A 15,110-nucleotide genomic window follows, 5' to 3' on the forward strand; every position below is an offset into this window, starting at 1 on the left:
TAAGGATGGATAGGAATATTATAGCACATACGTTCGTATTATGAACAAAAAAGAATGCGATTCATCCCCCGCTTAGCAAGTGCTTGAAGTGGGGGGTATTCTCGCTAGGGCTAGATAAAGACGTACCCATTGCCTGTTACCTCAAGGTTTCTTTCACTACCATCCCTTGACTGAATCACGATTGTATTGTTCCAATCAGCGGGGGCTTCTCCCGAAAAAGCAGGGGCACCCTGAAGAATGGTCGATAATTCATCCAATTTTTCAGACTCCTTAATGTCAGCAACAACTTCATCCGTGCCGCCAAGGTAAATCGTCACTCTGACAACTTGCTCCCTTTGGAAATTAAACGGTTCCTGTTTCTCAGAAGTATTTTCGGACTTATGCGAGTCATCATTAACTTCACGGGAACTCGTATCAGCATCAGTGTCACATGCCGTCAAAATAAAAATAGACAAGAACAATAAAACTAGAGCCCGGCTCATGATCAACTGGATGTGGTCACTCGAGAGTGACCCGGAGCGTCAATATGATGTTAGCCGAAGGAAGTTCTGGAAGCAGCCATTGCATTTAAGGCGTTCTCAAAATAGCTATATACTTCATCTGCAACTCCCAGAAACTCTTCAACAAGTACATTACTATCCAAGTAACAAGCATACAGATAATCAACTAAAGCGGAGTCAATCTCACAATAGTTTAATATGGCATTCTTCATCATAATAATGTCATCTTGCCATACACCTGTATCTTCTAAAACCAAAGAGTATAATGCACGAATTAATCTCTTAGAGTAACCTTTAATATATCTAGTTTTCAATGAGTTATCACTAGCATTAGAAAGTAAACCTCTACGTACACGATCTACTTCCTCCTTGGTCTCTGTATTTAAGTCTAAAATGAACTCTGGAGAAATAATTATCGGTGGTACTTTTTCACCAACGTCATGACCATATATGCAAACACAAATTATCTTTATCCAAAACCCCCACTCATTTGGTTTACTTAATACATCGTCAATCGAGCAAATTATCGTATCAATCTTAGTTACTACTGGATATTCTTCTAAAAGCCTGTCTTTAATATTTGACAATCTTTCGTAATCAATATCTTTGGAATTTACACATACAATAGTAAAGTCTGCATCTGACTTAAAAGGTTTAGCAGTTCCTTTTGGAATCGAGCCACACATATAAATGCTATGAATCTTACCTTTAAATTCCGTAAGTATATTATCTCTATACTTATCAACAAAATCCTTATATTCACTTTGTAATACAATTCTATTTATAACTTTTTCTAATATCATATAGACACCTCCTATGAGAGTGTCGGGTTTTTAAGCCCTTTACTATATCTCTGACATCGTCTCGCTCTTCGACTTGGCGAGGTTCAGCTTATCTCGCTCCCTCTTAGCCAACCATTTCCCGTACAACAGCGCCACAATCATTGACAGGTCATACAAAATATTCAAACCGAACGGGTCTGCCAGCGGATCACCGATTAACAAGAACGATTCAACAATGCTGAACCCTCCAATTATACTGGCCAAGATCAAAGACTGGTTCCATCGCACACCTTTTAAATAAGCGTATCTGCCGGTGTAAAAACCCGCGCACACAGCATGCTCAAAATAGGGCCGCGGCGGCAAACTGCTCCCAGGATTGCTGAACTAATGTTCCTTGATAGCTTAATTACCGTATTTAACCGTCCAATTTTCAGACCATTCTTTAAAACTCATTTGAGTAACTTCCTCTAAAGTTTTTCCATCAAGTGAATAAGGGGCCCCCATTATTACATCTTCGTCTTTTCCTTGAACAGGGAATGAAGTTCCACCTATCACTTGGCCTTCACATATCATGATAGATACATTAGTTTCAACTTTATATCGTTTTTCTAACGGATGATTTTTCACTGTGAATCGATAAACCTTTATGTCTTTTCCAAAATACATATCAGGCTCTACGGATTGAACCCCCCAGGTTAGATGGTATGGTAAGGTTTCTGTGCTACCTTTAAGTTTGCTCTTACCGCCCCCTCCATGTGCTAGACGTCTGCCTTCTTTCGATTGTTGCGCTAAACTGCCCATTATAGCTTCATGACTTACTATATGATGGTCATGGTCATGCCAATGAACCCTGCCAATTCTCAAGAGTTCATTGTGCTCTCTAAATCATCATATAATTCTGACTGAAGCTATACCATTCATTTATTAGGGATCAAAAATCGGCGGTAAAAAAAACCAGCGGCATGTGCATGAATTCGAAGGAAGCACCAAATTGGCGGAGGAAGGCGAGGATCGTCATAACCACCGCTTCGCCGGGGTAACCGGGCAGGCCATTCGGTCAGGCAACAGCCATGTACATGAAATTGTATTTACGCATACCGATTTCTTGGATCATTTTCATAATTTGAAGAGGATCCTGACAGGGCCGGCCATCTCGGTCGGGAATGGCAAACACGTTCACTTCGTGACAGGCCGAACAACCTTGAATGACGGCCATGTGCACCAATTCAATTTTGCAACCGCCATCCAATCGCCGCTTACTTAGACGACTGTTAAATGATATGTTAAGACTAACTGATCTCCGTCCTATACGAAAAACAATCCCTTCCGGTCGCCCGAAAGGGATTGTTCCACTTACTGCTTCGTTGACTTAGACAGTGGACTGCACGAGACGCTTCATGATGACGGCCGCTTCGGCTCTGGTTGCTAGACCCGAAGGATTAAACAAGCCGGCATCGCTGCCCTGCATGAGCCCATTGGCGAGGGAGCCTGCAATACCTTCGGCGGCCCATCCGCTAATGTCTCCATAATCTTGGAACGCTCGCAATTCGCCGATTTGAATCGCATGTTCATCCAATCCCGCATGTTTCGCATACGCCCGCCAAATAATGACGGCTGCCTGCTCTCTGGTGATCGGCGCATTCGGCTCAAAAGTATCGCCGTCGATTCCCTTCATCAGCCCTGCCGCGACGGAGGCTTGAACCGCGTCATAGTACCAGGCATTTTTGCTGATGTCGCTGAATTCCTCTGCTGGAGATGTTCCTTCAACCCGCACATCAAGCGCCCTTACGAGCATGGCTGCGAATTCGGCCCGAGTAATCGTCTTGTTCGGCTCGAAAGCCTGAGAAGAGGTTCCGTTAACGAGCATCCGCTGCGCCATCCAGTCAATATCCGCGACCGCCCAATGGCTGCTCAGATCGACGAATGGTCTTGTGTAACGAAGCACCGCGTATATGTCCGATGAACGAATGGCGATCGTCGCCGTGCCGCCTCCTGCCGGAAGCTGCTGGCCAGGGACATAAGTCCATTCGGACCGCTCTGCATCATAACGGTAGATGGCTTCAAGCGATGAAGTGTCTAGCGTAAATTCCAGTTTCAGCGCCAAACTCGCCGTTAGTTCGAGCGCCGCGGCAACGCCGGCTTGCACAGCTTCCGCTTTCACGGATACCAATGGTCCCGCAAGCGAGAGCGCATGACCGCTTTGACCCGCGGCTGCTTCCGAAGCGGATTCGTCGCCTTGTTGCGTCAACGTCAGCTGGAGCGATTGACCTGGCTGCAGCAGCGAGGATTGGAACAGTGCCGCCGGTACGGTAACCTGCAGCCCCCCGATCGTCAGCACAACGTCTGCATGCTGATTGCGCAGCACTTCATAGGCCTGCTCGGGAATAACCAGCACATGCTGGGCAGCGGTTGGATCGGACGACGGGATGACCAGCTCTTTCAGGCCGTTCGGGCCATTGTGCAATGACTTCGCGATAGAATCGCTAACCAAAGTCACGCGCAGAAGCTTCGTGCCGTCGGTATTCGTTGTCGTCTCGGTCTTGGCAGCCCCCGTCACATTCTCCACGGGAACAGGCTGGGTTGGGATATACACGCCACCGCCGCCTCCACCATTGCCGCCGCTATTCTTCTGCTTCACTTTAATCGTGTACGTCCGTTTCGTCTTGCCGTCTTCTGCCGTTACGACGATATCGATCTTGTTGTTCGTCGGAATCGTCACGGTCTTCGCTGTGCCGCTTACGGCATCGCTGCCGGCGATCGTAAGGCTCTTCGATTTGGCATTTCTGGCTGTAGCCGTAAGTTGTACGGTCGTCACCGACTTCTCTACTTCGATCGCATACGATGTCTTCGCCGGATCAAAAGCCGGATCCAGCGTGCCTGGCGTTACCGCTAGGCCCGACAGCGCCGCGTCAGTCGAAGCCGGCGCTTGCTCGCGCGTTACTTGGATCGTGTACGCACGCTTCGTCGTTCCGTCTTCAGCCGTCACTTCGATGTCGATCTTGCCGTCGGCCGGGATCGTCACGGTCTTGGCCGTGCCGCTTGTCGCCGCGGCGCCTTCGATCGTGAGGCTCTTCGCCTTCGGATCTCTGGCAGTCGCCGTTACGGCTACCGTTGTTGCCTCTGCGCTTACTTTGATCGCATACGATGTCTTCGCCGGATCAAAAGCCGGATCCAGCGTGCCCGGCGTTACCGCGAGGCCCGACAGCGCGGCGTCGGTCGAAGCCGGCGCTTGCTCGCGCGTGACTTGAATCGTGTACGCACGCTTCGTCGTTCCGTCTTCTGCCGTCACTTGGATGTCGATCTTACCGTCGACCGGGATCGTCACGGTCTTGGCCGTGCCGCTTGTCGCCGCGGCGCCTTCGATCGTGAGGCTCTTCGCCTTCGGATCTCTGGCTGTCGCCGTAACGGCTACCGTTGTTGCCTCTGCGCTTACTTTAATCGCATACGCTGTCTTCGCCGGATCAAAAGCCGGATCCAGCGTGCCCGGCGTTACCGCGAGGCCTGACAGCGCCGCGTCAGTCGAAGCCGGCGCTTGCTCGCGCGTTACTTGGATTATATAATCCCGTACGGTCTTGCCGTCCGCTGCCGTGACGCGAATCGGAATTTCGAGCGCGCTCGGGATTGGCACCACATAAGCGTTGCCACTTACCGCTTCGGCTCCGTCCACGAACAGTCTAGCTTGCGCATCCGCCGTTGCGGCGGTAATGCGCAGCGAAGCGATCGAGCTCGGCACCATTATTTTATACGTCGTCGTCTGCGGGTCGAAGACCGGCGTAATCGAGCCTTCCGCCACCGTCAGCGACGCGAGCGCCGCATCGTTGGAAGCAGCCGGGCCGCTTGTTGCCGTCAGCGTCTTGTCTGTCGACGGGTTGCCTAATCCGTCCGTCACCGCTCCCGCGAGTACGGTCAACTCTCCTGAAGAGCCCGCCGTTATCGGATCGGTCAACGTGATCAGAACCACCTTGCCTTCTCCTTCTTTGGCGGATTTCACGGCGGAGGAGATCCGATCTTCACTGCCGTTCAGCTTGAATTTGGAAGCATCCACCGTATCCGCGACGTTCTCATCGAACGTGACGCGGAGAATCATGCCGTCTGCTTCGACTTGCGCGCTGGAAGCTTCCGGTCCGCGCTCATCGCGTTCGGTTACGTCGAATGCGCCGCTGTAACCTTCCGTCATCCAGACGCCGGCGTAGCTTTGGAAGAAGCTCGCCTTGACGTTCACATTGTAATCTGCCCCGGCGGTAATCGCGGTCGTCGGCGTGAAACGTACGATGCGTGACAAATCGGCTCCGCTCGGATCTGCCGGGTTGTCAGCCGGCTCCGCGAAAGCGAGCGTACCTTGGATCGCCGTACCGCCTTCTCCGGTTACCGTCACCGCCTGTGCCGGCAGTTCCGTGATTCTCACATACTTGGTCAATTCGATATCGACATAGCTGCCAGTTGCCGTGACGACGCCGCTGACGGTCTTCACCTTCGGCGCTTCATACGACACTAGACCCGCATTCACTTCCGTATGCGGCGGCGGAACGTCGAGCTCCGCGCTCTGCTTCGTCTCATAGCCATCCTTCTCCCAGACGACTTTCCACTTGCCGGCCGGCACATCCCAGCCGTATTTGCCCTGATCGTCCGTGTTGTGCGGGTTCACTTGCTCGTAAGGCCCCGCATCCCAAACGGTCCATTCTTTCGTAACCGGATCTTGGTACAGCACGGTCGCTTGGACGCCGCTTATCCGGTTCGTCGGTACGGCTTCATAGATATAGCCGCTCGGATCGTAAATCCATTTCAGCTTGGCGATCCGTTTGCGCTTCAGCTTGTAGATGTCGGAATCCTCGTCAAGCTCTTCCTCATTATTGTTGCATACGTTAAAGCCGGTGCCGACCTTGGAAATTTGCTGATCGACGTAATCGTTAATCTTCGACTTGGCAACGGCAGTCGCTCCGGCCGCGGCGAGTGCGCCCGGTCCCGTAAGCCCCATCGCGCCAGTCCATGCGCCGAGCGCGAATTTGCTTACTTCGCCCACAACGAGCGATTTCAGCGCGTGCCCGGCCTGATTGACCGTGCGCGGTAATTCGGCGATGCAGTCCAGGCCGCTGGCCTGAACGCGGTACATGATGTTATTCACTTTGCCGGCAAAACCCATCATGCCATCGTAATTGCCTTTAATCGATGCGACCGTACCGACTTCCTTACCGTACGGTCCGTTGGCGACATAAGCTTTCATGCCGACGGCGACAACAGCTCCCCCGACGGCGCTGGCGCTGGAACGCGATACGGCTTGGAACCCTTCCAGCCCGCTCGGTACGCCATTCGGGAAAATATGCTCGACCGGTACATAACCTTTGGTCTCCGTATAGAAACCGTCATCGGTCTCCGTCAGCGTCGTCGATCCGTTATAGATCGGCAACTGCAGTTTCTCGGCCAAGTCGACTTCGGCCTGAGTCGGCGTATAATCCGCATCCGGCTCCAGCGTCAGCGTGACCGTCATCGTCATGTCTTCCAGCTGCGGGAATGTCAGCTTGACGACGCCGCTGTATAGACCGTCTTTCAATTCGAACGGCGACACGACCTCGATCGTGAAATCGCGCATCTTAAGCGGTACCGTCTCCCGCACCTCATCGAGCGTTGGCAAATTTTCATTGACCTTGAAAGGCTGCGGCAGCGTATCGAAGTCGACATAAATATCGCCGAGCGCTCCTTTATCCGTCGGAACCAGTACGCGGTAGACGCCGCCGTCCCGTACGGCTTTCACCGGTTCGCCCGTCTGTCCGTCCAAATAGACGCGGACATTCCTCACTTCATCCGGTTTATCGAACAGCAGCTCGAATTGGAATGGGTTGCCCGGAACGACCGTATACGGCATCGACGGCATCCCTTCGCGCACGTTGAGCGTGACCCATTTGCCTTTTGGCGCTTGTGCCATCGCGATCTCGAGCAGTTTCGGCTTCACCGGATCATAGCTGACATAAGCCGTTTCAGATGAGAGCTTCACGCCGCCGGATTCAACATCGGCACGCAGCGCGAACGTATTCGGTTCATCCGTCACGTCCGGCAATTGAACGCGGAGCTTCCAGTAGCCCGAATCGCCCGCGGTAACGGCGCCAATCAGCTCGCCGCCTTCGTACACTTTCACGGCATGGCCTGCCGGCGCTACTCCGCTAATATCGAACGCGGCATTCGCGATTTCACCCGGGGCCATCAGCGTTACGACCGGTACATCGAGCAGAACGTCGCCGATGGTCTCTTCCACCTGCTGCGATCCGACCTTCGCTTGAATAAGGGCCGTCGACTTCGCCGAGGTTTTGTTGAAAGCCGGATCGACCTTCACCTGGAAACTGACCGTGCCGGACTTCTTCGCTTCGATCGTCCCGATCGGGATGATCAGCGTTCTGCCGTCCTGCGTAACTTCCCCGGCCGGCGTCAAACCGCTGACGACGATCTTGCCGGATCCGTCTTTCACCGGCGTTGTGCCTTCCGGCAGTTCCGCGAGAAGCTTCGCCTCGGTCGCGTCCGCCGTGGCGTTGTTCTTGAAGGCCGCCCGGAACGTAACCGTCCCGCCTGGCGCAATGCGGCTGTTCAAGGCGTCGTACACATTCCCGTTATAGCGGGAAAAATAATTGGTCGCGCTGAATGCCACATCGCCGACCTGTAAAATCTGATGATCTGCAACCGTAAATCGGACGGCCGCATATTCGTACGTCACCGGGCTGCTATTCAGCTGTCTGGACAGCTCCATCACATATGAGCCGGGTTCCGGAACATGGATGCTGAATTGCCCGCTGGCATTGAAATCCTCTTCTCTCGCATACGTCGAATACGTCCGATATCCGTCTTCGCTAACCTTATAGAGCGATCCGCTTACCCGCTTATGATCGGTCTTGGTCAGCTTGCCTTCGATCCGCGCTCCCTTCTCTTCCAGGTACAGCTTGGCGGTACCGTTCGAGTTGGCATCGAGCGTGACGTCCGTGCAAACGTTCATGTAGCTTGGCACCGTTGCCGATACGCATACATTCACCTTCTGGCCCGGTCTGCCCGTAATCTGGTATGCGTTGCTGAAGTAGCCGGAATACAAACCGCGGTCATCCATGCTAATCTGAGTCAGGAAACCCATCTGGCTCATATCGATCGGCTCGCCGAACTCCGTATCTTCGATATATTTCATCCGGACTTCCAGATTGACGACGCCTTGATTCGGCTGCCGGACCGTCACGTTGAGCGCGGTCGACTCACCTTCTTTGACCTGTGCTGTCAGCACGCCTTCAGAGCTGTATTGGTAGGAGTTCTCATACACTTCCACCTTCGCCTCGCCGGCAAGCACGGACAGTTTGTATTTGCCTTCGAGGTTCGTCGTCATGCTGCGGACGACCTGCTGGCCGTTATAGGTCTGCGTCGACGTCACGACCGCATTGCGCACGACCTTGCCGGCCGAATCGCGGACGATCCCTTCCAGAATGCCCTCGCCCGGCGCTTTCAGGCGAATAACTTGCTCATTCCCGCCCGGCACAAGGACAATCTCCTGATTCGGAACGGGCTCCATCATCAAGTCGCCGATATTGAACTTGGCTGTCAGCTTATCGCCCGCCTTCAGATTCTCTTCCCATTCGGTCCAGCCATCCCAGCCGGACTGTTCGCTGTCGATAAAGACCTGCTGCGCCCCGAACAACTCGACCTTGACTCCATTCACCGGCTGCCCCGTCGGATCCACGAACTGGAAGCGGACACTTGCCGGCGGTTCGATCGTCATATTGACCTTTTTCGTCCGGCCTGGTTCCACCAGGACTTGCCCGATTGTCCCCCAAGTGTGACGCAGATCCGGCGAACGCAGCATCAGCGTGTGCGTATCCCCTGGGTAGAGTCCCTGGAGCGTGTACGTGTTCGAGTTCGCGAGTACGGAGAGCTGTTCGCCGTAACGGCTGGATCCAACCGACAGCACGCTTCCCGTCAGATTCGAACCGCTCGGATTCGTGAAGTCGATGGCGATCGTGCCGGAAACTTTGACCGGCAGCCCGAACGCCGTTTGTTCGGTTCCGCCGCCCGGATTAGCCGGATCGGCCAGCTTCACCTTAATCGAGGTCACTTCCGTTACCCCGTCCGCCATCGGCCATTTCGCGGAGTAGGAACCCGCTTTGCCTTCGGTCAAGGTCAGCTGCGCGGTCTTCGTCTCCTGCGTTGTCTCACCTGTCCATACCTTGTACGTCACTTCGGCCGTCGCCTGCTTCTGCGCTTCCCCTTGGGCGAGAACGGTAATGTCGCTGTTCGGATAGATCATGCCGTAACGTATGTTATCCGTGTCCCATTGAACTCGCAGCTCTCCGGTTGGATCGCCTCCGCCGCCTGTTCCGAACTTATGCGTCGGACCGCCGAAGCTCTCGTGATAATCGGCGTTAACGGCTTCGACCTGGAAAACGTTCGCGGCCGCCGGCACCAGCCCCGTTGCGGTAAACGTGTTGCTCCCGGAAGCGTCTGCCGGTACGTAAGCGATAATCTGGTTATCCCGGTAGACATGGTAACCAAGCACCGGAAGCGATCCGCCCGCATTGCCCCACGTTAACGTAACGCTATCCTCGGTTGGATTGGTCCCCGTCAGCACGCTGCCTTCCGGCCATGCCGGCGCTTCGCCCTTGGCGGCGATGAACACGCCCGGCACTTCGTAAATATCGGGGTAACCTTCAATCGTAAACGAATAATTCGATTGGTACACGACGAGCTGACCGCCTTGGCTGACGACAGGCATCGTGCTTGGCTGAACCAGCTCATAAGGGCCGCCCTCCACCGTCACCGGATACGCCGTTTGTGCCGCAACGTCCGCTACGTAAGCCTCCTCCGGCAGATCGTTCTCATCGTCATTGTCCGGATCTTCATCGGTATCGTCGCCCCATTCGTAGTCCAGATGGAAGCCGACGTACCGTCCGTCATCGCTTAGCGAAGGATACAGGCTGTCTCTTGTAAAAGGGATGCCTCCTGCCCGGACCGATACGCGCGTCAACGTATTCGCCGCGCGGTCGCTGACGAAAATATCTTGAACCTCATTCGTGTCGTCCGGCACCAGATTCGCGGATTCGGATTCGAATGCAACCACGTTCCCGTCCGCGCTGATGGACGGCAGTCTGCTGTCGCCATCGGCGAGGGTATTGTCCGTGCCTTTGCTAATCAACTGGTAGGCGTTGTCCTGTGCCTTGCTATCGTACACGTAAATATCCCGCATGCTGTCCATATCTTCCGTCGTGAACGGGGTCCGGGATTGAAAAGCGATATAGCGTCCGTCGCCGCTAATCGCCGGCGATTCGCTGTCGGCGTAATCGTACTCGCCAAGACCTTCCGGCGCGCTGATTCGAACGATCGACTTCTCGGCGCGGTCGTAGACGAACACGTCGCGGCGGAAGTCGGTGTCCTCCGGAACCAATCCTTGCGCTTCCGAATCGAACGCGATATACCGGCCGTTGCCGCTGATCGATACCCGGTTCGTCTCCTTGTTCCCGTAGTTGCCATCGCTTGCGGTCGGCGTAATGACATTGAGTTTCTTCGCCTCTCTATCGTACACATACACGTTAACGGTCTGATCCATGGTGCCGCTCATGAAGGAGAAGGTTACGTATTTGGCATCCCCGCTCATGTCGAAATGAAGAATTTCGTCGGTAAACACGGCGCCAGGCACCATAATGTCTTCCGTCTGTCCGGTCAGCCGGTCATAGACGGCCAGCGCCCGCTTCATCTTCATCGGATCCTCGTCATAGATGAGCCTTCTAAGCGCCACATATCGCCCGTCGTCGCTCAGCTTGATCTCTTGTTCATCCGTATAGAAGAGTGCGCCCACCGGGGTGCGGTCGAGCTTGGATAACAAGTTCCATGACAACGGTTCGGAGGGCACGGCAACAGCGGGGAATGGACCCGTCGCTTCCTCCGTTACCGGTTCCTCCGCTCCATCGTCAGGCGCCTGCGTATCCGGCTGCTCCGCCTCTTCTCCATTGCCAGACGAACCGCCGTCCGAAGCTTCCCCATCTTCAGGCGCTTCTCCTTCGGCAGGCGTCTCTTCACCGCTTGATCCGTTTCCTTCATCCGGCGGGATCGGATCCGTCTCGCTTAATGCCTCATACACCGCCTTCATGAACGGATCGGCGGATTGACTTGCCATATCGCCCCCCTGTATGCCCGCGGCAGAAGCGGCCCCCACATCCGTTAATGCCAAGACGGCGGCCAGCAGTAACCCCGTCCTTTGCTTCCATCTTGCTTTCGCTCTCCGATTCATTCCTGTCTCCTCTCCCGTGACTAATCAACCTCAGCAACGACTATACGTTTTGTATCATTGTACCGGGAGATGACGTAAGCGGAGTAGTGACAGCAGTAACAACATTGGTCATATATGTCCGGGGTATGACTAAGCCGGTAATGGAATCTAACAAAAAAAACCGTAACAGTTTCGGCTGTTACGGGTATAGACAGAAGGAGCGGCTACCGTGATGAACAATGAGACAGTTAAATGGTATCCCTTTAATATTTGTTTCGAAGGCATTTACGTCCTTGGCAGTCATTAACGTCCCATATTATCCAACGACACCTTTCATCGCTTGATACATTTTTTCTACGTATATGTCGATTTCGTCACGCGACATGCGCAGGCGATTCATGGACGAGCCATAGCCAATCTCCTGTTTACCTTCGTTAAGTCCCTGGAAAATTCCATCCACGAATGCATCTAAAGGCTCTCCACTATTACGGGTGAAGGCAGTTTGGACTGCCGGCGGAGCCACTTCAATGACTTCTACAGATGCATCGGAAAGTTGGTGTCTTAGACTTATTGTAAAGGAATGTAGTGCCGCCTTTGTTGCCGAATAAATTGGGCTAATTGCTAGGGGGGTGAAGGCCAACCCAGACGTAACATTCACAATAGCCGTATCTTGCTTTGTTGACGTGCGCTCAGATTCAAACCCAAGATCACTAACTCGAGTAATGAGACTTGGGAACTTCTCCTTAGCGTCCTGCAGAACACTTTCACGTCGTCCGCAGACAATGACCGTATTGCCAGCTTTGATAAACCGCTCTGCAAAAGCTAGACCAATTCCAGAACCTCCACCAGTGATCAGTATCGTGTTCCCTGAAAGTTTCATCAGCGTTGCCTCCTTGTTTAATTTAATGTGTCTAGTCAAAGTCACCCATTAAATTTTAAAGTTTGGGGAGTCCAAGAATGATGCCAAACCCCTTATTAGAAACGTGTGGCAACTTCCTTAGCATGAGCAATTGCCTCTTCTTTAATGGCTGGAGCTCGCTCTGATGATGCCGTTCCTTCAACAAAAATGGACTCCATAGATTGAATCCCATAGAACTGCAAAATCTTTTTCAGATAGCTGTATCCCATTTCAACTTCAGCAAGAGGACCTTTCGAATAAACGGAACCGCTAGCTTGAATGTGCAAGGCTTTCTTACCGGACAACAGACCTTCAGGACCATTCTTGGTATATCTGAACGTTTTGCCCGGAATTGAAGTCGCATCCGTGTATGCTTTCAAAACCGGCGGGATCGAGAAATTCCACATGGGGGAAACATACACGTACTTATCGGCAGCCACGTATTGATTGACAATCTCGTCAAGACGAGCTACTTTTGATTGCTCGGCTTTGGACAATTGATCGAAAGACGAACCCGACCGAAGCTTTTCCCAGCCACGCAAAACATCCGCATCGAACTGCGGAATATTCTCTTTATACAGATCCAAATGAACAACGTCATCTGTTGGGTTAGCTTCACGGTACGCCTCAATAAATTCTTTACCTACCGCGAGGCTAAAAGATTCCTGAGGATCAAGGGGATGTGCGGTGATGTACAGTATAGTTGCCATGAATCAAAACTTCCTTTCTGTAATTAAATTAAGTACACTTTCTAGACTGATCATATAATATTTACTTACTTATTTAAAGTACACACAATTATGTGGTATAGTATTAAAAAAGGTACTGTTACGGAGGTCAACAAATGCAAAAGAACCCTGTCCAATGTCAATTCGTTACGGCGCTGAATTCGATCGTCGGCAAGTGGAAGCCGATTATCCTTTATCATTTGCTTCAAGGCAAACCTCTACGGTTCAATGAGCTAAGAAGATTGCTGCCCGATATCACGCAAAGGATGCTTACGCTCCATCTGCGCGAAATGGAGGAGGAAGAGCTCGTTAAACGAGTCATTTATCCGCAAATCCCGCCGAAAGTGGAATACTCCATCACGGAATACGGCATGAGCCTGTCTCCAATTCTGGAAGTCTTACATCAATGGGGAGCGGCCCATGTCGAGCGAAAGCAGTTCAATAAGGAGAATAATGAACAAACAGAAACGGACTAGCGTTCGAAATTATGCTAGTCCGTTTCATTCTGTATCTCCCTTCCCCGACCATGCCAGTCAACGCGTTATAGGAGGCTTTTCGAGATTTCCCCCTAAAACTTGCCGTTACTTGTGATACGGGTTACCGCGAATGATCTTAAATTACCCTGCCAGATAGCCAGATTTTAGCCTCACTTACTCATCCCCTCTTCTTTAAGTGCACACCTATGTGAGCTATGCGGAATATACAGGAGCATAGGTATTTATCCCATGCATGCTTATTCCGCTCCAATTCCCTGTAATCGCTGCGAATCGGAATAGGCACAAAGGAGTGTTCAGTTGGTGGAACAATCATCTCACTACTTTGCACGCGGCAACACTGCGCGCGGAGCCCATTTCTTGTATAACTCAGCCTTTGATGGACTTGACCGGATATACGTCCTTAACGGTCCGCAAGGTACCGGAAAGTCTACGGTGATTAGAAGCTTGGCGGATAACTTGCTGGATAAAGGCCAGCACGTGCAATTCTTCCACTCCCCTCTCCGTCCCGACGAACTGGATGGCATCATTCTAACGGGCTTGAAGATTGGGCTGGTCGATGGGCGAGTCTGCGAGGGGATTACGGAGAGCCAGGCCGATAATATCGTCTATTACGATTTTGGGGATGCCATTGATTATGACCGCCATCTCCTGGAACATACCAAGACGATAGAAGACCTTGGGAATAAGCTTGAGCGTGCGTATTCGCAAGCATACGATACTTTCTTAACCGCATTGCGGATTCATGACGAGTGGGAAAAATATTATATCGAAAGCATGGATTTCAAGAAAGCCGACCAGATTGCGCAGGATTTAATTCAAGCCTTATATACCGGTCGTGAAAGCGATACACCAACGGTCGGGCGTCACTTGTTCTTCGGGGCTGCGACTCCGAAAGGGGCATTCGATCATATTCAAAGCTTAACCTCGCAGTTGGATAGACGGATTTTCATCAAAGGAAGGCCGGGATCCGGAAAATCGACGCTGCTCAAAAAGCTAGCCGCCGCTGCCGAAGTGAAAGGAATTGACGTTCACGTGTTTCATTGCGGCTTCGATCCCAACAGTCTGGATATGTTGATATTCCCGCAGCTCGGGACAGCGATCTTCGACAGTACCGCTCCCCATGAATACTTCCCGGATCGGGACGGGGATGAAATCCTAGATATGTATACGCTTACGATGTCTCCGGGCACGGATGAAGCCTACGCCTCCGAATTAGCCGCAATCAAAGAACGTTATTCGGCAAAAATGAAAGAGGCCACCTCCCTGTTAGCGGAAGCCGAGGCCATCGATTCGCAAATGAAAGCTTATTATGTTGCCGCTACCGATTATTCGATCGTGGATAAACTCCAACAGCAGTTACAGTCTGAATGGAACGAACTGATCTCGAATCCGCTCTCCGAATAAGCTCGGTACTTCCGAATAGTCCGCGAAAAAAATAAAGCACTTCAAGGCATGGGAACCCCCCTGCCTTGAAGTGCTGTTT

The 15,110-nt window shown here is 52.3% G+C and carries 9 protein-coding genes; 3 read left to right on the forward strand and 6 right to left on the reverse strand.

Annotated elements, in window-relative coordinates; genetic code table 11:
- Positions 1-110: 110 nt before the first annotated feature.
- The 3 genes from FHS18_RS29890 to FHS18_RS29900 form a co-directional block, all read right to left on the reverse strand.
- Positions 111-488: a hypothetical protein gene (locus tag FHS18_RS29890; protein ID WP_183604073.1), complete on the reverse strand. Its 378-nt coding sequence runs from the start codon at positions 486-488 to the stop codon at positions 111-113.
- Between the two features lie 44 nt (positions 489-532).
- On the reverse strand, positions 533-1,303 hold the full coding sequence (locus FHS18_RS29895; RefSeq protein WP_183604074.1) for a nucleotidyltransferase domain-containing protein: 771 nt from the start codon (positions 1,301-1,303) through the stop codon (positions 533-535).
- 381 nt (positions 1,304-1,684) lie between these two features.
- Complete coding sequence (locus tag FHS18_RS29900; RefSeq protein WP_183604075.1) at positions 1,685-2,083, reverse strand: hypothetical protein; 399 nt, start codon at positions 2,081-2,083, stop codon at positions 1,685-1,687.
- A gap of 136 nt (positions 2,084-2,219) precedes the next feature.
- Here FHS18_RS29900 and FHS18_RS29905 point away from each other — a divergent pair, with 136 nt between their 5' ends.
- Positions 2,220-2,546, forward strand: coding sequence for a YmaF family protein (locus FHS18_RS29905; protein WP_183604130.1), 327 nt, complete (start codon positions 2,220-2,222; stop codon positions 2,544-2,546).
- Positions 2,547-2,651: 105 nt separating this feature from the next.
- On the opposite strand, the gene FHS18_RS29910 is transcribed toward FHS18_RS29905, so the two are convergent.
- From FHS18_RS29910 to FHS18_RS29920, 3 genes are all read right to left on the reverse strand, one after another.
- Positions 2,652-11,525 carry a cadherin-like beta sandwich domain-containing protein gene (locus tag FHS18_RS29910; RefSeq protein ID WP_183604076.1) on the reverse strand — a complete coding sequence of 2,958 codons (8,874 nt, stop codon included), beginning with the start codon at positions 11,523-11,525 and terminating at the stop codon, positions 2,652-2,654.
- A 295-nt stretch (positions 11,526-11,820) separates the two neighbouring features.
- Entirely contained in the window at positions 11,821-12,384 is a 564-nt protein-coding gene (locus FHS18_RS29915) for an SDR family oxidoreductase (protein ID WP_183604077.1), read from the reverse strand.
- A 95-nt stretch (positions 12,385-12,479) separates the two neighbouring features.
- Positions 12,480-13,112, reverse strand: a complete 633-nt coding sequence (locus tag FHS18_RS29920; RefSeq protein WP_183604078.1) for an NAD(P)H-dependent oxidoreductase — start codon at positions 13,110-13,112, stop codon at positions 12,480-12,482.
- A 134-nt stretch (positions 13,113-13,246) separates the two neighbouring features.
- On the opposite strand from FHS18_RS29920, the gene FHS18_RS29925 reads away from it, so the two are divergent.
- Both FHS18_RS29925 and FHS18_RS29930 read left to right on the forward strand, forming a co-directional pair.
- Positions 13,247-13,606: a winged helix-turn-helix transcriptional regulator gene (locus FHS18_RS29925; RefSeq protein WP_183604079.1), complete on the forward strand. Its 360-nt coding sequence runs from the start codon at positions 13,247-13,249 to the stop codon at positions 13,604-13,606.
- A 318-nt stretch (positions 13,607-13,924) separates the two neighbouring features.
- A complete protein-coding gene (locus FHS18_RS29930) occupies positions 13,925-15,031 on the forward strand; it encodes a PRK06851 family protein (RefSeq protein WP_183604080.1) in 1,107 nt (368 codons plus the stop codon).
- The last annotated feature ends 79 nt before the right edge of the window (positions 15,032-15,110 follow it).

The organism is Paenibacillus phyllosphaerae (genome assembly GCF_014192105.1).
Taxonomy (GTDB): domain Bacteria; phylum Bacillota; class Bacilli; order Paenibacillales; family Paenibacillaceae; genus Paenibacillus_Z; species Paenibacillus_Z phyllosphaerae.

What these genes read in the sequence shown, in the direction of transcription:
- FHS18_RS29895 (WP_183604074.1), bottom strand. Translation starts at nt 1,303, where the DNA reads ATGATATTAGAAAAAGTTATAAATAGAATTGTATTACAAAGTGAATAT.
- FHS18_RS29900 (WP_183604075.1), bottom strand. Translation starts at nt 2,083, where the DNA reads ATGGGCAGTTTAGCGCAACAATCGAAAGAAGGCAGACGTCTAGCACAT.
- FHS18_RS29910 (WP_183604076.1), bottom strand. Translation starts at nt 11,525, where the DNA reads ATGAATCGGAGAGCGAAAGCAAGATGGAAGCAAAGGACGGGGTTACTG.
- FHS18_RS29915 (WP_183604077.1), bottom strand. Translation starts at nt 12,384, where the DNA reads ATGAAACTTTCAGGGAACACGATACTGATCACTGGTGGAGGTTCTGGA.
- FHS18_RS29920 (WP_183604078.1), bottom strand. Translation starts at nt 13,112, where the DNA reads ATGGCAACTATACTGTACATCACCGCACATCCCCTTGATCCTCAGGAA.
- FHS18_RS29925 (WP_183604079.1), top strand. Translation starts at nt 13,247, where the DNA reads ATGCAAAAGAACCCTGTCCAATGTCAATTCGTTACGGCGCTGAATTCG.